A 21356-nucleotide genomic window follows, 5' to 3' on the forward strand; every position below is an offset into this window, starting at 1 on the left:
TTCTCATAATATTTTACTGAAAACAAACCCAGGAGTCATATAGCGGCTGCTATATGACTCCTGGGTTACAAGCTATGTATTTTTAGCAAATTTTAATGACGCCCTTTACAACATCGGCTTTATTATTGATGCAGTGATCCATGGCCTCCTGGATATCGTCCAGGTTATAGAGGTCGGTTACAATTCCCTTCAGGTTTACCTTGCCGGCAGCAACTGCGTCAATTGCCATCGGATAGATATGGCGGTAACGGAACACAGTTTTGAAGGAGAGCTCCTTGTCGAGCGCCATACCCATTGGCAGGGTCAGGTCGCCGGAAGCGCTGTATCCAACCAACACAATCGTGGAACCCTTTTTCGCGGCCCTCATGAGCTGCTTTGTGGTAATTTCCGTACCGGCGGTTTCAATTCCCAAATCACAGCCCTTGCCGTCGGTCAATCTCATAATCGCTTCAACCGGGTCTTCTTCTTTCGCGTTGATGACACCGGTAGCTCCCAATTCCAACGCTTTATCCAAACGTTTCTGCATGATGTCCACGACATACACCTTGGAAACGCCCATCGCTTTGAGCGCCATCATGGTAACCAGTCCGATGCAGCCGGAGCCTGTGACAACAGCGGTCTGGCCGGCATGCGCGCCGCCCTGCTGCGCGGCGTGGAAGCCGACTGCCAGCGGTTCGATCAAAGCGCCCTCCATGGTACTGACGTTATCCGGCAGCTTGAAGCAGAGATCCGCCTCATGCGCGACATATTCCTGGAATACGCCGTCTACCGGCGGGGTTGCAAAGAAGATAACATCCGGGCAGAGATTATACAGCCCTTTTCTGCAAAATTCGCAGTGGCCGCAGGTTTTGCCCGGCTCCAGCGCGACCCGGTCGCCCTCCTTCAGATGTGTTACAGCCTTTCCCACCTTAACGACGGTACCGCCTGGTTCATGGCCCAGGACAAACGGCGGTTCTACGATAAAATCGCTGATCCGTCCGGTCTCAAAATAATGCAGGTCAGAACCACAGATTCCGACATACTCCAATTTCACCAATACTTCATTATCCGCCGGCTGCGGGATATCCCGTTCTTCAAAGGCCATCTTGCCGATTCCGGTCATGACGGCAACTTTCATTTTTTCGCTCACAGCAAAAACCTCCCTGTTCACACTTTTGTTAAACGTTTTATTAAAGTATCTATATTATAGTTCTGCAACACCTTTTTGTCAATAGAAAAAAGGTGTTTTGTATGAAGTCACAAGACAGTAGATTACATTCTGACAGTTATCCACAAAGGCTTAGATTACCGTGTCGTAAAAAGCCTCAATGAATTGGAGCCCGGCGCCGAGTGCAAAGGACTCCTTTGGGGAATGGCAGAGGCTGAGATAGTCCGAATTGGGATCAAAGGTGTTATACCGGGCAGCCAGACGCTTTAAACGGGGAAGGTAGGACTCGAGATAGCCTCCGACATCTCCGCCTAGAATAATCGGACAGTCAAAGGCAGACCGGAGGTTTGTCACAGCGATGGCCAAATACCTCAGATAGGCGTCCCAGGCTTCTGTGCAGGCTTCCTCCTGCTGTTCAAGCCGCTCGAAAAACAGGGGAAGGCTGCCCTCCGCCAAGTCGGAGAGCACCTTTGAAGAGCAGTAGGCATCCACACATCCGTTTTTGCCGCAGTAGCAGGTTTTTCCGTCGGGAATTAGGATCATGTGGCCGAACTCGCCGCCTTTGTATAGCTCTCCAAAATAGAGCTGGCGGTGAACGAAAATAGCCCCTCCAACGGTATAGCCCAGGGAGAGCAGAACGGCCGTATCCTCAATATGATTGAGCTCTGCGAGACCCGCAGCGTTTGCGTCATTGCAGAAGATGGCGTCGCAGGGCAAAAACTGACGGAACTTTTGGAGGTTTATCTGATAAACATGCAGTACGTGGGACTGGGTAATCAGATCATGGTCAACATCAATGTTTCCCGGCAGAGAAACCCCAATTCCCAAAAGCTTTTCCGCAGGAACCTGATGGTCTGCGATAAAAGAGGAAACAAGCGTGCCGAAAAACTGGTAGTATTCCGTCTCGTCTGCATATGGCTTGGCGATTCGTGTCTGTGCGGTAATGGAACCGCTCAGATCCAATAGGACAAGGCTGATATGATTTGCGGTGATGTCCGCACCCAGTGCATAGCGCGCGTCCCGGACAACAGAGATTGTTTTCGCACGCCTGCCCCCTGTAGAGGCAAGTACTCCCTGTTCTTCCACCAGCCCTGCCTCTGCCAGCTCCTTGATATTTTGCAGAACGGTGGGCATACTCATATTCAGGTGGTAGGTAAGGGATTGTTTTGTGGCCTCCGGGTGTTGGCAAATATAGCGGAAAATTTTAATTTTATTTTGTTGTTTTAACGGTTTATGCCGTTTTTCTTCTGCTTTCACAGTAGAATCTCCTGTTTCTTTTATAAAAGTAGTTATTAAACTGAGTGTAACAAAAGTTCCGAAAAAGCGCAAGGCTTTTTCGGAACTTTTTACAGGCTGAGATTTGGTTTTCTTCTCTGTCATTCATCTGTTATCAACATCAGCAGGGTGAAAAACAGCATTCCGGAGCAGACCCAAAGCGTGCCGCCGGACAGGAACTCGGTAAGGAATGCGCCGATTGCCGCGCCGCAGCAGAAAAAAAAGATAATCACAAAATAGTGCAGGGCGTGCGAAAGCGCCTTGTGGTCATGGTCGAACCAGTACCGGCAGAGCTGCTCGGCCGCAGACCGGAGGTTTCCGGTGCACATAGTAGTAGCGTAGGCATTCCCCTTTAATGTCCGGAACGCATTGACCTGAAGGGAACAGATAAAGGAAACGGCCACATTGACAATTGCATTTGGAAAGGACTGTGGGCAGAATCCCATCACGCAGAGCAAAACCGCTTCAATCAGCAGAATGGTGTGGCGCCAGTTTAAAAACGCCTGCTCAGATATCTTCCGCTTCAGCAGCTCTGTGACGGCAACTCCCAGAAAGAACGCTCCAATCGGAATCAGATAATAGAAGGCGCGCAGCCACTCCTGTTCCGCGACGGAGATGCCAAACAGGACCATATTTCCGGTTTGGGCGTTGGCAAATACTCCGCCCCGGAAGAGATAGGTGTGCGCGTCTAAAATTCCGCCGACAATGGCAAGGCAGATACCTATCCTGAGCGATTCATGGAGTGGAAATAGGCGGGGAGGACTGGGTTTCGGCTTCATGATCAGATTCCTTTCCATTTTATTACCATCCCATTTTAACAAACGGAGAGCGGAAAAACAACTGTCAAACTGACAGGAATGTTTGGCAAACAGCCGAAACTTTCGTTGATGCGGAGATACTGACATGTTATAATAACGTTAAACGGATCTCAGAACAGACTCCTTTAGGCCTTACGGCATTGCAGGAAACGTCTCGATAAGGGAGCAAATGTGACGTATGCTCTTGGACAGAAATCCAATTTTCAGGGAAATGGGGGAAAATATGGGCAGAGTGACAGAGGAACGGAAGCTGATCCAGTCTCCGCTTAATTATACCGGCGGAAAATACCGTCTTCTTCCGCAGATACTTCCCCTTTTTCCAAAAGAAATGAATTTGTTTGTGGATCTTTTTTGCGGCGGAGGAAATGTAGGGATCAATGTTCCGTGCCGAAAAACTGTGTTTAATGATATTGACCCTGTCCTGATGCGGCTTTACCGGACATTCCGTCAGGTGGAAAAGACAAAGATTTTCTCCTGGATCGAAGAGGCGATTGACCGCTACGGGCTTTCCCGTTCGGCGGAATACGGATACGATTACTACCACTGCAACAGCTCGGCCGGGCTTGGCTCCTATAACCGGGAACGGTTTTTAAAGCTTCGCGCCGACTATAACCAGAGAGATCAGGACAGCGCATATTATGACATCCTGCTCTATGTGCTGATCGTTTATGCGTTTAACAACCAAATCCGCTTTAACCGTTCTGGTGAATACAACCTGCCTGTAGGAAAACGGGACTTTAATCTTCGGATGAGAGACAAGCTCAGCCGCTTTATCGACGCTCTGCAAACAAGGGAGGACGAATTTACCTGCTGCGATTTCCGGGAGTTCCCGCTGGATCGGTTGGATTCCGGCAGCTTTCTCTATGCCGATCCGCCCTATCTGATCACCTGTGCCACCTATAACGAGCAGGGGGGATGGAACGAGACGGCGGAACGGGAGCTTTTGGCGTTTTTGGACGAAGCGGATAGACGGAAAATCCGGTTTGCTCTCTCCAATGTGCTGCGGAGCAAGGGAAAAGAAAACCCGATTCTTTTGGAATGGCTGGACTGCAATCCCCAATATTGTGTCGTGCCGCTTGATTACCACTATGGCAATGCAAACTACCACACCAAGGATAAATCCTCAAATTCGTCAGAAGAGGTTCTGATCGTGAATTATCCTATGGGAGGGATGAACAGTGGCAGATGAAAATAAAAGCAAAGAGCTGGAGCACGATGACGAGAGTGGTTTTCAGTTTGCAAAGGAAATGCTGGACGGCGATGTGACGGCGGCAATTAATTTTGACCGTTTGCAGTACCATCCGGTGTACGGCTATATCCTATTTGAATATCTCAATTGTGATGAGGAACAGCCGAACGCTACGCCCTATACTAGCCATCCCAACCGGTACTGGTTTAGGAACAAACGGAAATTTATCTCGTTATGGCAGGCCGCGCAGGCCATGGGCGCGATCCTTGTGCTGGTGAACTATGCAAAAGCAGGGACACTGCATGAGGATAAAATCAAGGTGATCCGGGTGATTGAGCTTGACCGTGACGGGATCAAAAAAGAGGAGAGCTGCAACTGTACAAGAGAGATATTTCAGGCGTGGTTCCGAAAATTAAACCGGGAATGCCTGGATTAGGATTGACAGCAGGGACAGAATGGAATAAGATGAAACCAGAGAAAAAACCTGCTGCGGCGGGAGTGAGAAAGAGGGAATCATATGATCAGATTAGGAGCAAACCTGGGCCTGAATCCCAAAGATCCCGAAGAATGGATTGCGCAGGCGCGGGATTTAAACTGCCAGGCAATTTCCAGCCCGATTGACGATACGGCGTCTGCTGAGGAACGCCGCGCTTATCGGGAGGCTGCGAAGGAGCATGATATCCTGATCGCGGAGGTCGGCGTCTGGAATAATCCCATTTCGCCCAATTTGACAGAACGGAAGGCGGCTGTGGAAAAGGCGGTTCGCCAGCTAGAGCTTGCGGAGGAGCTGGGCGCAAGCTGCTGCGTTAATATTATGGGCGCGGCAGGAGAGGTTTGGGACGGATGCTATGCTGAAAATTTGACCGAGGACACCTATGCGCTGTCGGTTGATACTGTTCGGCAGATCATCGATGCTGTGAACCCGAAGCATACCTTTTATACCATTGAACCGATGCCCTGGATGTATCCGGATTCGCCGGACAATTATTTGAAGCTGATCCGGGATATTGACCGCCCCGCGTTTGCAGTACATATGGATTATACTAATATGATCAACGGCCTGGACAAATATTTCAACAGCGATGACTTTATCAGGGAATGCTTCCAAAAGCTGGGGCCTTATATCAAGTCAATCCATGCCAAGGATATTATTGCGGAAACGCAGCTTCCCTGTTCGATCCGCGAGGTGCTGCCGGGCACAGGCTCGATTAATTACCGGAAGGTGCTGAAGCTTGCGGATTCCCTGGGAAGGGAAATGCCGGTTCTGGTAGAGCATCTGGATACTTATGAAGAATATAAAACGGCGGTTGCACACCTGCACCAGGTATGGGAAACCTGCCGGTAAAAACAAAAACCGCCTTCCCGGTTAACCGGGAAGGCGGTTTTCTTTGATGAGCTTCTGCAGCAGCGCGGTGCATCCTGAAAGGATGTCCTCATAGGTCTGGTCAAAATTTCCGCTGTACCAGGGGTCGGCAATGTCTCGGTTCTGGCCGGAAAATTCCAGCAGAAGATGAACCTTCTGCTCCGGGTCTCTGCCGATGATCCTGGCAATATTCCGCAGGTTGTAGCGATCCATCCCAATGAGAAGATGATAACTGCTGTAATCTTTTTTCGTGAGCTGAACCGCATGCCGTTTTTGAAATGGGATTTTCTCAGCTAAAAGCTTCTGGCGGGTACCGTAATGGATGTCATTTCCGATTTCCTCCCTGCTGGTTGCGGCGGATGCAATTTCAAAAAAGCCGTCGAGTCCCTTTTGCCTGACCAGCTCTTTCATCACAAACTCCGCCATTGGAGAACGGCAGATGTTGCCGTGACAGATAAATAGTAGCTTCACCATAGTATCAGTATAACCCCTTTCCTGTTTAAAATTGAAATCCGGCAGTATTTGCTATTTCACCCGGAAGGACCTCGGGGCACGGCGATAGACCAAAATCAGTGCCGCCGCAATGTAGACAACGGTAAAGCCAAGGACGGTCATCGTAAAGGCAAATCCACCGACATTGATCTGAAGGCACAGGAAGCAGAGCATGTAAATGGCGGTATTGATCACAGTAAAGAAGGGGTTCTTGATCTGCAGGCTTTCGGAATATGGCTGGAAAATATAGTACAGACAGAGATGATGGGTGGTAAACAGAATCGAAAGCAGCAGAATAGAAAGACAGAAAAGCAGCATATCTACTGTAAAAATATTCGTACCGCAGATCAGGCAGAACCCAATAGCCGCAAGGCAGACAACCGCGGCGATAGCGAGGTCGTAGAGAGACACCCGGAACAGCCGCGCTTTAAAATTTTGCAGTATCATGTTTGGGTTTCGGTAATAAGCATAGTGGAGCATATCCTTGTCACAGTTAAAAAACATAGCGCGGCTGGCCTTGTCGGCAACGGTCATAAAATACATGATAAAGACAAATGCCGGGAGTATGGCAGTGAGATTTTGACTAATCTCCTCGGCGCGTTCCGGGTTAAACCAAAAGAATACGGCGGCCGCGATGAACAGGATGACAGCCAGTAAAAGCCGGTAAATAACAGGCCGGATCAGCTGCCTGCGGTGGCGCGCGAAGAAAAGGGCGTTAAAGTAAGCATACCCCTTCAGATGCTGAAACTGCGACTGGTTTGCTTCAGAAAGCTTTGCATCTGTTTCTTTGATCTCTACGTCCTTGAAGGTTGCGCCGGAGGATACCTTCAGAAGGGAAGAGAGAAGAAAATTCAGGTCAAGGGAATGCGGGATTTTTTCCTCATACTGTTTATATCCAATAGCAATATAATAAAAGCCCAGTCCGCCTAGGATGACAGAGACAATCAGAAAGGCGGGATGCAGCAGAACGCCTGAAATCTGCATTCCCATTGCGGGGAGCAGGTATGCTCCGGCAACGCCTGCAATAATAATCAGCCAATTAAAAAGCATATTCCGGCTGAGCACCTTTCCTGTCCGGTCAAAATAGAAAAGCTGGAAGGCTTCTCCTAACATACGGAAGCTGAGAAGCAGCAGCCAAAGCAGCAAACCATCGAGCACAGAAGCACCAAGCAGCAGGGCGGCGGCAATCAGGCTGGGAAGATAATAAACAAAGAAGGGGACATATTTGAATGCAAAGGAAGCATGGATATAATTCCCGGCATTCATATGCATGTATTTGATAAAGGTAACCTTATCCCTTGTTACGGAAAAGATATTGCTGTCCCCGAATGCGCCGATGATGCAGCTGAGAAAAAACAGGATGTGTACCATGACGGCAAATTCCCGCCCCTTTAGCCCCGGCTGAGATTCTGCGAACAGCATTAGCGGCAGCCCTGCAAAGAAAAGCAGATAAAGCGGCTTGCCAAAAAAATCAATGATCTGCCGGATTACCACAGCAATCCAGGACAAGGCTTTTTTCAGGGAATAGTCCGAATAAAAGGAATCCGGCATACACTTCCCGATCAGCCATAGACGTTTAAAATAGAAGATAAAAGCATTCACCCAGAGGGAGGCTTTCATATTGGCAATTTGTTTTAACGTATTAATCATCGGCGCCCTCATCTTTCAGCAGTTCAATAATCTGTGTCTCAAAGTCCTTGCTCTGCAGCATAGCATGGTCAACCTGCTGCAGATGTCCCTCGCTCAGCACGACAATCTCGTCGCAGAGGTCGGTGGCAAGCTGGAGAATATGGGTGGAGAATATAATGATATGGTCGTGCTTGATCTCGCGCAAAAGCTGCTTGATTTCCAATGCGACGACAACGTCAAACGAGGTGAGCGGCTCATCCAGCAGGATAACCGGCGGGCGTGAGATAATAAAACAAAGCATCTGGATCTTGTTTTTCATCCCATGGGAGTATCCCTTAATCAAGCGATGCCGATCCTCCGGTTGGATTTTCACGATATCGAAATAATCGTCAATGGTTTTTCCTGCATCAATATGCCCCTCGTTGATATCCATATAAAATTTGATGAATTCATATCCGGTCAAAAAATCCGGCAGTACCGGCGTTGAAAAAACATAGCCAATCTGATCCGGAGTCAGCTCGTAGGGTGAGCCGTTTTCCGGAAGAATGGAGGCCGATCCGCTGTCCGGCTGAGTTTCATCTGTCAGGCAGTTGAACAAGGTGGTTTTTCCGGCCCCGTTCCGACCGAGCAGGCCGTAAATTTTACCCTTTTCAAAGGCAAAAGAACAGTCCCTTAAGACCTCTTTCCTTCCAAACGATTTTTTAATTCCTTTTAGCTGCAGTTCCATTTTTGTTCCTTTCCTTTCGGTTGGTTCATACAATGCGAAGAGTGGCTTGAATGTTCTGTTACACCTTTCCGTTCCATCAAAAAGGCATAAAAAAGCACCCCAAAAAAGGGTGTATTACTTAAAAATATCGTGAACGAAAAGGTGTGCTTTTTCAATCAAAGAGAGGTTTGCCTGAAAGCCGGCACCGCGTTTTGTATTGACCATCGATTCGCTCTTTACGCTATCTAGCACTATTATAATTGATCTGCCTGTGTCGGACAAGAGGGAAAACGCAATTTTTACACACATTTCATATTTTAAAAGCCGCAGAGATAATCCTGCGGCTTTCTCACTGGCTGGAGGCGTTTGAAAATCAACTGTTGTACTTAGAGTCTATTCTATTTCACCGCCGGCTTTGCTTGCGGACTGCGTTTCTGATAAACTTACCACAGCGCTTTCCAGTCTGCGTTCTTTAATTTCCTGTACCTTGATTGTCAGACCATATTCACTCAGTTCTGGAGTGCTGCCGTCATTTGGGATAGTTCCCAACAGACCAAAAACCAGACCGCCAAAAGTGTCGTATTCCTCATCAGGGAGAAGCACGCCAAGCTGCTCAGACACTTCGTCCAGGGGTGCGGTTCCCTGTATCTTCCAGGTTTTGGAATCAATCCGCTCAATGGGCGGTGACACCGCAGGAATGGAAACATCGTCTTCAAGATCTCCTACTAATTCCTCCAGCAAATCATTCATGGTGATAATCCCGCTCATGCCACCGTATTCATCGACAACAACCGCAAAGTGGTTTCTAGATTTTTTCATGTTGCGGAACAGCACATCGGCCCGAACGGATTCTGGGATAAACCAGGCAGGCCTTACAGCGCTTTTCATCACCTCGCCACGCGCCTTGTTTTTCAGCCTGAGGTAATCCTTGGTGTATAAAACCCCGACAATATCATCCGTACTATCCGAGCAGATCGGATAAACAGAATGTCTGCTCTCATTTATGGCATTTTCCCATTGTTCATCGGATTCGTCAAGCCATAAAAGGGTAACCTCTGTGCGGTGAGTCATAATTTCTCCGGCATAGGTATCATCAAACTCGAATATGTTTTGAATCATATCCCGCTCCTCTGACTGAATGGTACCTTTCTGTCTGCCGGCATCCAGCAGCATGCGGATTTCTTCTTCCGCATTTTCTTCATCCTCGCTGTTGGGATCAACACCCAGCAGTCTTAGAAGGCCGTTGGTAGACACAGTGAAAAGCCAGACGGCAGGTGTGAAGATTCTGGAAACTGCATAGATCAAGCCGGACATGCCAAGCGCGATCTGCTCTGCTTTTTTCATAGCGAGCCGCTTTGGAATCAGTTCGCCCAGCAGTACGGTAAAATAGGTCAGTACAATTGTAATGAGAGCGACTGACAGCACGTTGACGATGGAGACGGGAATAGTAACGCCTATGCCGACAAACCAGTCAACCAGCCGGTCTGAGAAGCTTTCTGTAGCGACGGCGCTGCTTAACAAATTGACCAGCGTAATACCAACCTGAATGGTTGCCAGGAAGCCTGCGGGCTGCTCGGTTAATTTAGCAAGGCGCAGGGCGCGCTTGTCTCCGGCGGCAGCAAGTTTTGCAAGCTTGTTGTCATTCATCGTAATAACGGCAATTTCAGCACAGGCAAAAATTGCATTTAGGCATATAAATATGAGTTGGAGCAAAAGCAACCAAAATAACGGACTTTCCGACAAAATAATAACCTCCAAATTTTAATTGTCACAGTTGTTGATAACTACCTTTCATATATTGCGTTTAAAGTAATAAAAAAACACATAACAATAAAGACAATACAACATTGTCCTCTGCTATGTGTATGAAAAAACCTTTAGCGGGATGATAAAAGCCGATTATTGTGCTTCTTCGATTAGGAGGCTCTGCGTCAGGGCCAGAAGGGGCATCCACTACGATCTCACATCCTTTCATGAAAAATAGTATAAGAGATTTTTGGGATTCAGTCAAGTAAAAAGGATGCAAAGTCCTTGTTTGGATGCTAAAGCTCTTTAGGACTGGCTGCGTCAATAGGGAAGATTTGTCTCCTGCGCCTATCTCAAGAGGATAACACATAGGTTTGGAATAAAAAAGCCGCCCTGTCTGTTCATATCGCTTTATTTTTGCGTGCGGAGCGGTTTGATAACATTTGCGGCGCTTACTATTCTCTGTGCACGTCGGCAAGTGCTGGCGGATAATCCTTTGTTAGGTCACGTCAAATTCTTGTCCGTCTATTGTCAGCTTCACTTTTTGTTCTCCTGTTTCGGGTGCTTCTGTATTGCTTGACGATGATTTCGGCTCTTGCGGATTAGTTGATTGATTTTCTGAAACTTCATCGTTGTTTTGTATGTCCGACTGCTCCTGTCTGGAACTTGGCTCGGAAACATGCGGTTTGACTTGCTGACCTGCACAAGCGGAAAGACCGAAACACAGCAGTACACCTAAAACGATTAAAACAACTTTTTTCATTGCTGTTCCTCCGATTTCTTTCTTAATTTTCGTATCATCTTTGTGCAGTAATGGGCAATAAAGACGCAAAGTCCCATAAGCGCGAGATAATCTATGGTAAACAAAATTTTCGATTCGCTGTAATCCAAAAATACAAATTCAGATTTCAGCAGCAGATAAGTCGAAAAATCTCTGTTGATAAACGCCCGCACACCATATCCGGCAATCATCAATCCGGCAATAAAAGCAACGATACTGCGGATTTTTGACTTGTTTTTTAGTCCTGCCGCCTTTCGAAACATTCCCAAAATCATATTCCAGTGCAGACCTAAATGCAGGCTGATAAGAATATAGCCCCAATATGCACCGAGAATATGAAGCCTCCGAGCTAACGATATACCGCCAATTGACGGCAAGAAATCAAACACATAGCGTGACATCACAATGCCGCTGTACATTTGAGCAAGCATAGAAACAAGCACAAGAATATCAATACAGAGCGTTAAAATACGTATTGTGTTGTACTTTCCCTTAAATAAGGATTTATACCAATACCCGTTCAAAATGTGGTGAGCAATAAAAAGGAACAGCATTCCTGCGCCTACCCATTCGTGGAGCGCTTCTCCCCACAAATGATAGCCCATTAAGAAAAGCAGTGCCAGCGTCATGAAAATATCAACAGATAATTTGATAACAACTTTCAGCTTCATTCCTCCACCGCCTTACCCACACAGGAAATCGCATTTAGGCTGCGGGGATAACCGGTATACGGCAAACACTGTGAAACGACCTTAATCAAAAAGGTCTTATCGTTTCCCATCTTGATATTTCCTTTGGAATGGACGATAAGCTGCGGTTCACAGCCGCCCTGCGCCATAAGAAAGCAAAAGGTAATAAGTTCACGCTCCGCAAGGGTTAGACCCTTTCGGGTGTAGTAGTCGCCAAAGCAGTTTGCCGCCAGCCAGCGATTGATATGGCCCGCTTTCCAAGCCTCTTTCATTTGTTCTCCGAAGATTTCCGCCTGCGCTTCAATTCCCTTTTCAAGCCGGTTGTCAAGGGTAGTCGTCGCCTGCCCGTCAAGAGGAAGTTTAACGCCTCGCTCTGCAAATACTTTATTTGTAATATTCAGAAACGGCAGCATTCTGCCAAAACCCAAATAGTCGGTTGCCTGATAAACAATTTCCTTTGCAATAATCGGCGTGATACCGTTCTCTAACGCTTTGGGAAGCGTTTCTCTGTATGCGTCTACACCTTGGCAGCCAATCAGTGCCGCCAAAATTGCCATATAGCGTGTCTTTTCATCTAACTGCTGACTCTCTTCGTTTGGCACTTCGTTGAAAGCAAAATGCTCGAAGCGTTCTGCAAATTCGGGATCAGTGATATGCAAATCCATTTTCATTTCCCCTTTCTTTATTTCTTCTCATTCAGCAGAATGACTCCCTGCTCCGGATTTTTGTCAATCGCACCTACGATTGGATGCGGCACATATAGTTCCTCAAGAAGCGCGATGTCCTCGTTCGTCAGTTTTATACCAAATGCGCCGGCTGCGTCATCAAGATACTTTTCTTTTGTTGCGCCGATGATAGGAGCGGTCACGCCTTTTGCCCACTGCCACGCAATAGCAATCTGAGACATTGTACAGTCATATTTTTTTGCAAGTTCTTCTACGCGCTTTACGATAAGAATATCCTGCTGTTCCATATGGTCATATTTTCCCTTTGCCACACGGTCGGTTTTTCCGCGGAGGGTATTGGACTGCCAGGTGTTTCTTGCCAAATGTCCGCCTGCAAGAGGGCTGTACGGCATTAGAGAGACATTCATCTGTCGGCAAATGGGAATCAACTCTTTTTCATCTTCTCTGTAAAGCAGATTGTAGTGATTTTCCATAGCGGAAAACGGCGTCCAGCCGTGTTCCTTTGCGGCAATCTGCATATTGTGGAATTGATAACCATACATCGCGGAAGCGCCGATTGCCCGAACCTTTCCTGCAACTACCAGAGAGTGCAGGGCCTCCATCGTTTCTTCAATCGGTGTATCATAATCAAATCTGTGGATGATATACAAATCGAGATAGTCCGTCCCCAGACGGGCAAGTGTTCCCTCAATCTCTCGCAGAATTGCTTTTTGGGAAAGCCGCCCTTCGTTAAAATATACCTTTGAGGCAAGCACGACCTTGTCTCTTGCGATATTCTTTTTGATTGCCCGTCCAAGATATTCTTCACTGGTGCCTGCTGAATATCCATTGGCAGTGTCGAAGAAGTTGATACCGAGATCCAGTGCGTGCTGAATCATTGCTTCGCTTCGTTCTTCATCCAAAGTCCAGTCGTGCATCGTTCCGGCTTTTCCGAAGCTCATACAACCGACGCACAGTTTTGACACCTCTATATCTGAATTTCCTAATTTTGTGTATTCCATAAAAAATCTCCTTATACGCCCGGCTCTACAAACATCTTTTTATCTTTCAAGCGTTCCATATGGGCAGCCCATTCTTCCTTTTCGACCTCTTCAATCGACACCGAAACGAATTTCTCATCAATGTTCAGTTCCTTTGCCAGGAACTGCTGAACCTTAACGGCTATCTCTTTTTTGCCGTATCGTCCCGTCCGGGAATCATCATAATATCAATATGCGGCATAACGCTGCCTCCTTATTTTTATTCAAAAGCGATTCGCCCAAGTTTCCAACTCCTGCTCTGATACATGGTTGAGCATTTTGCCTCTTTCCCAATTTGCATACGGACAGAGAGGAATCAGCACTTCTGCGGTTTTACCCAGCCCGCTGCCGCCGGAAGTAGCAAAGGGGACGATTGTTTTGCCAGAAAGATCATAGCTTTCCACAAAGGTGTTGATAATGGTTGGCGCGACATACCACCAAATCGGGAAACCGATAAATATGGTATCGTAGTCCTCTATATTAGAAATCTGTTCGGCGATTTCGGGACGGGAAGCGGGATTGTTCATCTCAACAGAGCTGCGGCTTTTTTTATTCGTCCAGTCAAGATCGGCACGGGTATAGGGAACAGCAGGCTTAATTTCAAAGAGATCGGCGCCGGCCGCCTTTGCCAAACGCTCTGCGGCACTTTTGGTGACGCCGCTCGCCGAAAAATATGCAACTAATTTTTTCATCTTATTTTTCCTCCAACTTGTTATATTCTTCATCGCTCACAGGCTCGCACCACTCATTCGAGGTGTCCTCGCCCGGTACTTCCACGGCAATATGCGAAAACCAACTATCCTTTTTTGCTCCGTGCCAGTGCTTCACCTCCGCCGGAATGGTAATGACCGTCCCTGCGGTGAGAGAAACCGGCGTTTTGTTTTCCTCTTGATACCAGCCCTCGCCGGCAGTACAGATAAGAAGCTGACCGCCGCCGCTTTTGGCGTGATGAATATGCCAGTTATTGCGGCAGCCTGGTTCAAAGGTCACATTGGCAAGAAACAATGCTGTTTCCTGCGGATTTGTCAGCGGGTTCAAAAAGGATTCGCCGGTAAAATACTGTGCAAAGGCTTCGTTGGGATTTCCTGTCCCAAACACATTCATTGCTTCAAACTGTTTTTTATCTGTCACTTTCATTGATCATATCTCCCTTTTATTGGATTCCGTTGCTATTCAGCCATTCGGACACATCACCCGAAAGCTCCGAGCCGCCCGAATAGTGAATAGAAAGAGCTTCTCCCATTGCAGCGTTTGGCGCAAGTTTAGCGATAGCCGTCAAACTCTGTCCGAACCGGCCGCCGCCGTGGGAGCAGAACGGAAGTATCGTTTTACCTGAAAAATCATATTCTTCAAGGAAAGACGCAACCGGCATAGGAATAGAAGCCCACCAGTTGGGATAGCCGATCATAACAATATCGTACTCGTCCATATTGTCTATGTGATTTGCAAGTTCGGGCCGGGCCTGTGCGTTTTGATCCCGCTGCGCCTCGTCCAAAACGGTATTGTAGTCGCTTGAGTAAGGATTTACCATTGTGATTTCAAAGATATCTGCACCCGTCTGGCTTTGGATTTCCTCGGCGATGCCCTCTGTATTGCCTCCCCACGAGAAATAAGCGATCAAGATTTTACCGTTTCCGTCAGCGGATGTATTTTGTGCTCCTGTGCCTGAAACGCTGCCGGAACCGGGAGCCGCATTTAACACCAAGCGAATACCGAGATTAAAGCTGCCTTTATTTTGTTCCAGTGTCGCGCGGTATGCCGAGCGCATATTTTTAGCGAAATCATTCCAGCCGCCGCCCCGGTAAACCCGAAGCGTGCCGGAGGCAGGACCGGCGGGGTTGGTTTGTTCATCAGCGGAATAGTCGCCGTAATAATCCCAAACCCATTCGCCTACATTGCCGTGCATATTGTAAAGCCCGTAAGGGTTTTCGGAAAAGCTGTCTACCGGGACAGTGGTTTGTCTGTATTCGCCGGGTTTTATCTGCAGATTGCCCTGTGAAAAATAATTGTCCTCTATTTCATAAGGGTAATGCCCGTAATAGTTTGCATCCTCTGCGCTCGGTGAATTTTCCATATAAAACGGCGTACTCGTACCGGCACGGCAGGCATATTCCCATTCCGCCTCGGTGGGCAGGCGGTAGCCGTTTGCGCTCCTGTCCCAAGAAACATTCTGACCGTTGATTGTATAGACGGGGGTTAAGCCGTCCCTTTCACTTCGGATGTTGCAGTAGGCTGCTGCGTCGAGCCAGGAGATGTTTTCCACAGGCAGGTTATCTCCTTTGAAATTGCTCGGGTTACTGCCTGTGATTTCTTTATATTCTTTTTGTGTCAGCTCATATTTGCTCATATAGAAATCGCTGACAGTAACCGGATGCTGTGTTTCATCGGCACTGCGCCACGCCTCGGATTCGGGGCTGCCCATTTGGAACGAGCCGCCCTTTATTAAAACAAAGTTTTCGGGTACTTGCATATCAGTTACCTCCAGAGAATTGCTTGCAGACGGCTGCTGTGAACTTGTGCCGGGATTTTCTGACTGACCGCAAGCTGCCAGAGAGAAAATAAAGGACAGCGATAAAAGCAGAGATATCGTTTTTCTCATAAAATAACTCCTTATTTCGCCAGTCCTATGTTGTTCAGCCATTCGCTGACCGCGTCATCAGGATTGGAAGCGGAAGAACTGCCGATATGAAGTCCATCCGTTACCGTTGCATTCGGCTCAAGTCCCTTTACCTCGTTTACCGTGTTAGAAAGTCCGCTGCCGCCGCTGGTGCAGAACAGAGCAACCGTCTTGCCGGACAGATCGTAGGTATCGAAAAAGGTATAGAGGATCATCGGCATATCGCCCCACCAGTTCGGAAAACCTACATAGATCACATCGTATTGTTCAATGCTTTCAATGCTGCCCGAAATTGCCGGGCGGGCATTGCTTCGCTGTTCCTCCTGCGCTAAATCCAAAACAGTATCATAATCATCGCTGTACGGTGTGGAGGGGACGATTTCAAAAATATCGGAATCTGTTTGGCTCTGAATCGACTTGGCGACATTCTCGGTGTTTCCCGACCAAGAAAAATAAACCACCAATGATTTAGAGTCTGTTTCGGTCGGCGCGGAAGAATCGTTTTGACTGTTTGATTCCTCCGAGGATGTAGAATTTTGATTGCTTGATTGCTGTGGCGCAGAGGAAGAACTCTCATTATTCTTATTGTCGCTGCAAGCCGCAAAAGAGAGCAGCAGAGTGAGTACCATAAAGATAGAAACTAATTTTTTCATTTTACATTTCTCCTTTTCGTTTTATTTTTGTTCTGCGATTTCATTTCAAACCGCAGATAATCCAGCCGGTCTAATTGCCGTTCCTTAAAGTGGATTTCATCAAGCGTTCCGTTTCTTTTTGTTTCCAGCATTTTAAGCCGTTCTTCTTCACCGGATGTACCTTGCAGAAGCAGCTTCATATACCTTTCCACCTCGGCGTTTGTGAATCCAATATCGTGGAGCGTCATAATGGTGCTGAGTCTTTCGATATCGCTGTCGTCGTATTGCCACGAGCCCATTACCTTTTTTACCTCGCCGCACAGTCCCCAGCTTTCATATTCCTGCAATATCTTAACAGGGATGTTATATTTTTCACTTGCCTCAAAGATCGTCATATGAACTCCTTTCCGGGTAAACAATAAAATAAAGGTGCTCCGTCGTGGAACACCTTTATTATAAATTCGGTTCTTTGAAATGTCTAATACTTATATTTTATCGCAAGATATGCCTTTTAAGTATTTTGTGGCGAAATCTATAAAGGTAGAGGTTGTAGCAGAAAATATCTGCTCCTTTTTCCACCCTAAGACCGTTGAAATCTCCAAAACGGGTTGCAATGGAATAAACCGTAGATTTTCATAGATGCAGTTAAGGTTGATACTAAGCATGACGCCTATATTTTCTTTGGCTAATACGGCTTCGTTGTAAGGTAAATTAGCGGTAGCTGCGATTTCTACCTGATCTTTATAATCACCAAGCCACTTTCCGATGCGGCTTTGATTGAAGTCGCCTGTTGCTGTCACAATCGACATTCCTTTTAGATCTTCAGGAGTTATACTCTTTTTTTCAGAAAGCGGAGAATCACTCGGAACAAACACACCCCATTGTTCTTTAATTGGCATACTGACAAAGTTATATTTACGCATATCAACGGGCTCTGACATCAAGCCTATGTCAAGAATTCCTCTTTCAATATAATCCCGAATGTTGTTCGCATTTCCGCTGTATATCTCATATTTTACATTTGGATATTTTTTGCGGAATTCTGCAATGATTTTCGCCAGATATTCTGTGGAACGAAATTCACCGCTGCCGATTGAAATGGAACCGGAGAGCGCTTCCTCTTTTTGCATAAAATCACGCTTTGTTTTATCTGCCAAAGATAAAATTTCCTGCGCACGGCGCTTTAATATCATGCCGTCCTCGGTTAAAATAATATTGTGATTACTGCGGACAAACAGCTTCACGCCAAGTTCCTGTTCTAAATCTGCAATTTGTCTTGACAGCGTTGGCTGTGTAACGTGAAGCTGCTGCGCCGCTTTTGTAAAGTTTTCTTCTCTTGCAACTGCCAAAAAATAATTTAATACACGAAGTTCCATATCAGCACCTCCGCATATAGTCTAACATAAATCCGTTCCATTTTCAACATATCTAATCAACAGATATGCCTATTATGAATTTTATATACCAAGGCGTCTGATAAGCAAGGTATCTTAGTTGAAATGGATACAAATAGTTTAAGGATTTCAGGGATTTTCCCTGATAAGTGTCTTTGCTGTATCACAAAGGCGATGCTTGCCGGTATATCGAATAGCGTTTTTTATTTATTCTTAACTTTGAACAACCACAAAGAAAGTCTGCTGATTTTGCGGGACTTAGGCTGTTGTTTTCATTTGACATTTTTATTACCTCCAAATTATTTGAGTTATGTATTGCCCCGTGTTTCCTTATATCTTTTCATATCGCTTTACTCGTTTTGATAACATTTTTACAATAATTCGGGATTTTGTCACGGTTTTAAATGCTCCGGTTAAGAAACGAAAAAGAGCGTTGTTATCATAAAAATCCTGATAACAGCACTCCTAAAATAACAAAACGGCAGGAATTCTTATCCCTGCCGTAAGAGCATTCGAGTATGGAAAAACCGCATAAACACTGGGTTTATGCGGTTTCCGATGGCGGAAGCGGTGGGATTCGAACCCACGAGCCCGTGAAGGCTACCTGATTTCGAGTCAGGCCCGTTATGACCACTTCGATACGCTTCCGTATATGTCAGCCCGCCATTTTCCTGATGTTTTTTGCAAAGAAAAAACTTTTGGAAAGAACTGACGGAAAGAACAGCAAAATATTCGGTTTTTCGAACTGCGTGACCCCGCATAAATACTGGATTCTCAGTGGACAAAACTGACACTAATCCAATAAATTTCGAGTCGTTCTCGTTATGACCACTTCGATACATCTCCGTATGACGACCATAATATTATATACTATTTTTTGCTTTGTTGCAAGGGCTTTTCTTGCAGTTTCTGATTGTCATTTTTAGCAGGGTATGATATAATGAGACTTAATAGCCTGCGGGCTGATTGAAAGAGATCGAAAAGATTGGAGTTACGATATGAATTTTTTGAAAAAAGCGGGAAGCATTGCGATTGCTGCAGCGCTGACCTCAGCTATACTGATGGGCTGTGGGGCGTCTGATTTAGATGCCACGGTTATGACAATCGATGGAGAAGAGATTTCTAATGCGGAATACCGCTATTATTTTAACACGTTAAAGTCGAATTTTGACCAGGGGGATGAAAATTACTGGGAGGAAAATGAAGATCAGATTGCCAGTCTCAAAACCCTGGCAAGCCAGTATCTGTTAAATTCCTACGCGGTCAGCCTGCTGGCGGAGGAAGAAGGCGTGGCGCTGACAGAGGATGAAAAAAAGACAGTAGATGATACGATCCAGTCAATGATCGAGCAGTATGGCAGCGAAGAAAAGATGGAGGAAGCATTAGATCAAAGCAATCTGACCTCGGATGTTTACCGGAAACTGATGGAAAACAACCTGCTCAGTGAAAAGCTATTCGAGCAGCTTTATGGGGATCAAATTCTGGAAAATGTCAATGATGAAAATTATTTTTGTGCCAAGCATATTCTGGTGAAATTTGATGATGAGGACGCGAAGACGCACAAAGAAGAACTGGAGGCAGCCCAAAAACTGTTAAAACGCGCACAGGACGGCGAGGATTTCGACACGCTGATTGAGGAATATGGGGAAGATCCTGGCATGACAAGCACACCGCAGGGCTATTACTTTGATATCAATGGGCAAACTCCGGATGGCGGCGGGCTGGTCGAGGAGTTTTACAAAGCAACGCAAGCACTGGAAATCAACGGAATCAGCGATATTGTAGAAACGAGCTATGGCTACCATATTATAAAGCGGATGCCGCTCGATATGGATTATATTGCGGAGAACAAGACGTCTTTTGCCAACGATGAAATCAACGAAGATTTTTCATCCAAGCTGGCTGCGGTTCAGGAAAAGCTGGATGTGGAATACAAGGGAACCTATAAAAAGATTTCCACAGACACCTATACAAAGAGCTAATCAGGCCGAAAACGGGGAAACGCAGATGATCACGATTCGTCCATACGGCCCATCGGATAGCCGGATGACTATGGAGCTTTTTTATGAAACCGTTCACACGGTCAATGCCAGGGATTATTCCCAAGCGCAGCTCAATGTCTGGGCGCCGCCGGACCGGGATGAAACGGAATGGAATCATTCCCTGCTCGCGCATGATACACTGGTTGCGGAAGAGGACGGACGGTTGGTTGGATTTGCCGATCTGGGAGAAAACGGATACCTTGATCGGCTCTATGTTCATTCCGCCTTTCAGGGCAGGGGCGTTGCCCGCAGATTGCTCGAGAGAATAGAGGAGAAAGCGAGAGCCGATCGAGCAGACCGGATTTATACCTTCGCCTCGATCACTGCAAGGGGTTTCTTTGAGCATTGCGGTTTTGCGGTGCTTCACGAAAACATCGTTGACCGGAGCGGCGTAAAGCTTTTAAATTTTTTAATGCAAAAGAGTTTGAGTAAACATAAAGAGGGATGAAATTCATTTCATCCCTCTTTATGTTTACTGGAAAAGGCCGCTCAATAATGTTTTCACTGCAATTCCCAAAAGCAGCAGGCCGCCGAAAATCCCTGCTTTTTTATTCAGGATTGTTCCAACCTTGTGTCCGAAATAGACTGCAATAAAAGAAATGATAAAGGTGGTTGCGGCAATCAAGGAGGCGGAGACAAAAATATTGACCTTCATTGCACTAAAGCTGACACCGACAGCCAGGGCATCGATACTGGTTGCGATTGCCTGCACCAGAAGCAGCCGGAAGGTCATTTTTTTACATACGACCGCTTCTTCCTCCGTCACCGCATCATAGATCATTTTACCGCCCAGCAGCAAGAAGATGACCGATACAACCCAAAAGCTGTACTGGGAGAAAAGGCCGACAAATAAAGAGCCGGCAAAATAACCGATGATCGGCATCATACCCTGGAAAATCCCAAAGAAGAGCGCGTCGGCCAGGGCATGCCGCGGCTTTAGCGGGTTGGTGCACATCCCGTTTGAGATAGATACGCAGCAGGCGTCCATAGAGAGTCCAATCCCGATTACAATAACTTCAAATATCCCCATATCTGTTCATAGTCCTTTCTGAAAGTGCCGCGAGAACAAGGGCTTTTCATCACATTCGGCCGCTTTGTTTTATCAGGGAATCCCAATTCAGCTCGGATAAC

Annotated in this window: 23 protein-coding genes and 1 tRNA gene; 5 read left to right on the forward strand and 19 right to left on the reverse strand. The window is 46.6% G+C overall.

Annotation, left to right across the window (positions count from 1 at the left end; all coding sequences use genetic code 11):
- Nucleotides 1-82 precede the first annotated feature (82 nt).
- From CZ360_RS04135 to CZ360_RS04145, 3 genes are all read right to left on the reverse strand, one after another.
- Nucleotides 83-1129, reverse strand: a complete 1047-nt coding sequence (locus tag CZ360_RS04135) for an NAD(P)-dependent alcohol dehydrogenase (protein ID WP_143530146.1) — start codon at nt 1127-1129, stop codon at nt 83-85.
- Nucleotides 1130-1279: 150 nt separating this feature from the next.
- Nucleotides 1280-2404, reverse strand: coding sequence for an ROK family transcriptional regulator (locus CZ360_RS04140; protein WP_159438102.1), 1125 nt, complete (start codon nt 2402-2404; stop codon nt 1280-1282).
- A 119-nt stretch (nt 2405-2523) separates the two neighbouring features.
- Nucleotides 2524-3201 carry a YoaK family protein gene (locus tag CZ360_RS04145; protein ID WP_077532962.1) on the reverse strand — a complete coding sequence of 226 codons (678 nt, stop codon included), beginning with the start codon at nt 3199-3201 and terminating at the stop codon, nt 2524-2526.
- Nucleotides 3202-3463: 262 nt separating this feature from the next.
- On the opposite strand from CZ360_RS04145, the gene CZ360_RS04150 reads away from it, so the two are divergent.
- The 3 genes from CZ360_RS04150 to CZ360_RS04160 all read left to right on the forward strand — a co-directional run bounded on the left by CZ360_RS04150 (nt 3464) and on the right by CZ360_RS04160 (nt 5774).
- The gene (locus CZ360_RS04150) at nt 3464-4429 is read left to right on the forward strand and encodes a DNA adenine methylase (RefSeq protein ID WP_077533739.1); all 966 of its coding nucleotides are present in this window, start codon (nt 3464-3466) and stop codon (nt 4427-4429) included.
- Nucleotides 4419-4865: a hypothetical protein gene (locus CZ360_RS04155; protein ID WP_077532963.1), complete on the forward strand. Its 447-nt coding sequence runs from the start codon at nt 4419-4421 to the stop codon at nt 4863-4865. Before CZ360_RS04150 ends, CZ360_RS04155 begins: the two co-directional genes overlap by 11 nt.
- Nucleotides 4866-4946: 81 nt before the next feature.
- A complete protein-coding gene (locus CZ360_RS04160; protein WP_143530147.1) occupies nt 4947-5774 on the forward strand; it encodes a sugar phosphate isomerase/epimerase family protein in 828 nt (275 codons plus the stop codon).
- A 21-nt stretch (nt 5775-5795) separates the two neighbouring features.
- On the opposite strand, the gene CZ360_RS04165 is transcribed toward CZ360_RS04160, so the two are convergent.
- The 15 genes from CZ360_RS04165 to CZ360_RS04240 form a co-directional block, all read right to left on the reverse strand.
- The gene (locus CZ360_RS04165; RefSeq protein WP_077532964.1) at nt 5796-6266 is read right to left on the reverse strand and encodes a low molecular weight protein-tyrosine-phosphatase; all 471 of its coding nucleotides are present in this window, start codon (nt 6264-6266) and stop codon (nt 5796-5798) included.
- 51 nt (nt 6267-6317) lie between these two features.
- A complete protein-coding gene (locus CZ360_RS04170; RefSeq protein WP_077532965.1) occupies nt 6318-7934 on the reverse strand; it encodes a hypothetical protein in 1617 nt (538 codons plus the stop codon).
- The gene (locus CZ360_RS04175) at nt 7927-8640 is read right to left on the reverse strand and encodes an ABC transporter ATP-binding protein (RefSeq protein ID WP_077532966.1); all 714 of its coding nucleotides are present in this window, start codon (nt 8638-8640) and stop codon (nt 7927-7929) included. Before CZ360_RS04175 ends, CZ360_RS04170 begins: the two co-directional genes overlap by 8 nt.
- Nucleotides 8641-9012: 372 nt before the next feature.
- Nucleotides 9013-10377, reverse strand: coding sequence for a hemolysin family protein (locus CZ360_RS04180; RefSeq protein ID WP_407656939.1), 1365 nt, complete (start codon nt 10375-10377; stop codon nt 9013-9015).
- Nucleotides 10378-10864: 487 nt separating this feature from the next.
- Nucleotides 10865-11128 (reverse strand): hypothetical protein, encoded by a 264-nt coding sequence (locus tag CZ360_RS04185; protein WP_077532967.1) that lies wholly within the window; start codon nt 11126-11128, stop codon nt 10865-10867.
- Entirely contained in the window at nt 11125-11817 is a 693-nt protein-coding gene (locus tag CZ360_RS04190) for a DUF4405 domain-containing protein (protein ID WP_077532968.1), read from the reverse strand. The genes CZ360_RS04185 and CZ360_RS04190 overlap by 4 nt, the downstream gene beginning before the upstream one ends.
- On the reverse strand, nt 11814-12500 hold the full coding sequence (locus tag CZ360_RS04195; protein ID WP_077532969.1) for a carboxymuconolactone decarboxylase family protein: 687 nt from the start codon (nt 12498-12500) through the stop codon (nt 11814-11816). The genes CZ360_RS04190 and CZ360_RS04195 overlap by 4 nt, the downstream gene beginning before the upstream one ends.
- Before the next feature lie 17 nt (nt 12501-12517).
- Nucleotides 12518-13522: an aldo/keto reductase gene (locus tag CZ360_RS04200; RefSeq protein WP_077532970.1), complete on the reverse strand. Its 1005-nt coding sequence runs from the start codon at nt 13520-13522 to the stop codon at nt 12518-12520.
- Nucleotides 13523-13764: 242 nt separating this feature from the next.
- Nucleotides 13765-14232 carry a flavodoxin gene (locus CZ360_RS04210; protein ID WP_077532971.1) on the reverse strand — a complete coding sequence of 156 codons (468 nt, stop codon included), beginning with the start codon at nt 14230-14232 and terminating at the stop codon, nt 13765-13767.
- A gap of 1 nt (nt 14233) precedes the next feature.
- Nucleotides 14234-14677 (reverse strand): cupin domain-containing protein, encoded by a 444-nt coding sequence (locus tag CZ360_RS04215; protein WP_077532972.1) that lies wholly within the window; start codon nt 14675-14677, stop codon nt 14234-14236.
- Nucleotides 14678-14693: 16 nt separating this feature from the next.
- On the reverse strand, nt 14694-16139 hold the full coding sequence (locus tag CZ360_RS04220) for a flavodoxin (protein ID WP_077532973.1): 1446 nt from the start codon (nt 16137-16139) through the stop codon (nt 14694-14696).
- Between the two features lie 11 nt (nt 16140-16150).
- A complete protein-coding gene (locus CZ360_RS04225; protein WP_077532974.1) occupies nt 16151-16810 on the reverse strand; it encodes a flavodoxin in 660 nt (219 codons plus the stop codon).
- Nucleotides 16807-17184, reverse strand: coding sequence for a MerR family transcriptional regulator (locus tag CZ360_RS04230; RefSeq protein ID WP_077532975.1), 378 nt, complete (start codon nt 17182-17184; stop codon nt 16807-16809). Before CZ360_RS04230 ends, CZ360_RS04225 begins: the two co-directional genes overlap by 4 nt.
- Nucleotides 17185-17274: 90 nt before the next feature.
- On the reverse strand, nt 17275-18165 hold the full coding sequence (locus CZ360_RS04235; RefSeq protein ID WP_077532976.1) for a LysR family transcriptional regulator: 891 nt from the start codon (nt 18163-18165) through the stop codon (nt 17275-17277).
- Between the two features lie 577 nt (nt 18166-18742).
- Nucleotides 18743-18831, reverse strand: a tRNA-Ser gene (locus tag CZ360_RS04240).
- 350 nt (nt 18832-19181) lie between these two features.
- Here CZ360_RS04240 and CZ360_RS04245 point away from each other — a divergent pair.
- Together CZ360_RS04245 and CZ360_RS04250 are read left to right on the forward strand one after the other, a co-directional pair.
- Nucleotides 19182-20165, forward strand: coding sequence for a peptidylprolyl isomerase (locus tag CZ360_RS04245; RefSeq protein WP_077532977.1), 984 nt, complete (start codon nt 19182-19184; stop codon nt 20163-20165).
- A gap of 25 nt (nt 20166-20190) precedes the next feature.
- Nucleotides 20191-20673: a GNAT family N-acetyltransferase gene (locus CZ360_RS04250; RefSeq protein WP_143530148.1), complete on the forward strand. Its 483-nt coding sequence runs from the start codon at nt 20191-20193 to the stop codon at nt 20671-20673.
- A gap of 24 nt (nt 20674-20697) precedes the next feature.
- Here CZ360_RS04250 and CZ360_RS04255 read toward each other — a convergent pair whose 3' ends face one another.
- Nucleotides 20698-21255, reverse strand: a complete 558-nt coding sequence (locus tag CZ360_RS04255) for a manganese efflux pump MntP (protein ID WP_077532978.1) — start codon at nt 21253-21255, stop codon at nt 20698-20700.
- Between the last annotated feature and the right edge of the window lie 101 nt (nt 21256-21356).

It is taken from the genome of Massiliimalia massiliensis, from assembly GCF_900155615.1.
GTDB classification, from domain to species: Bacteria; Bacillota; Clostridia; order Oscillospirales; family Ruminococcaceae; genus Massiliimalia; species Massiliimalia massiliensis.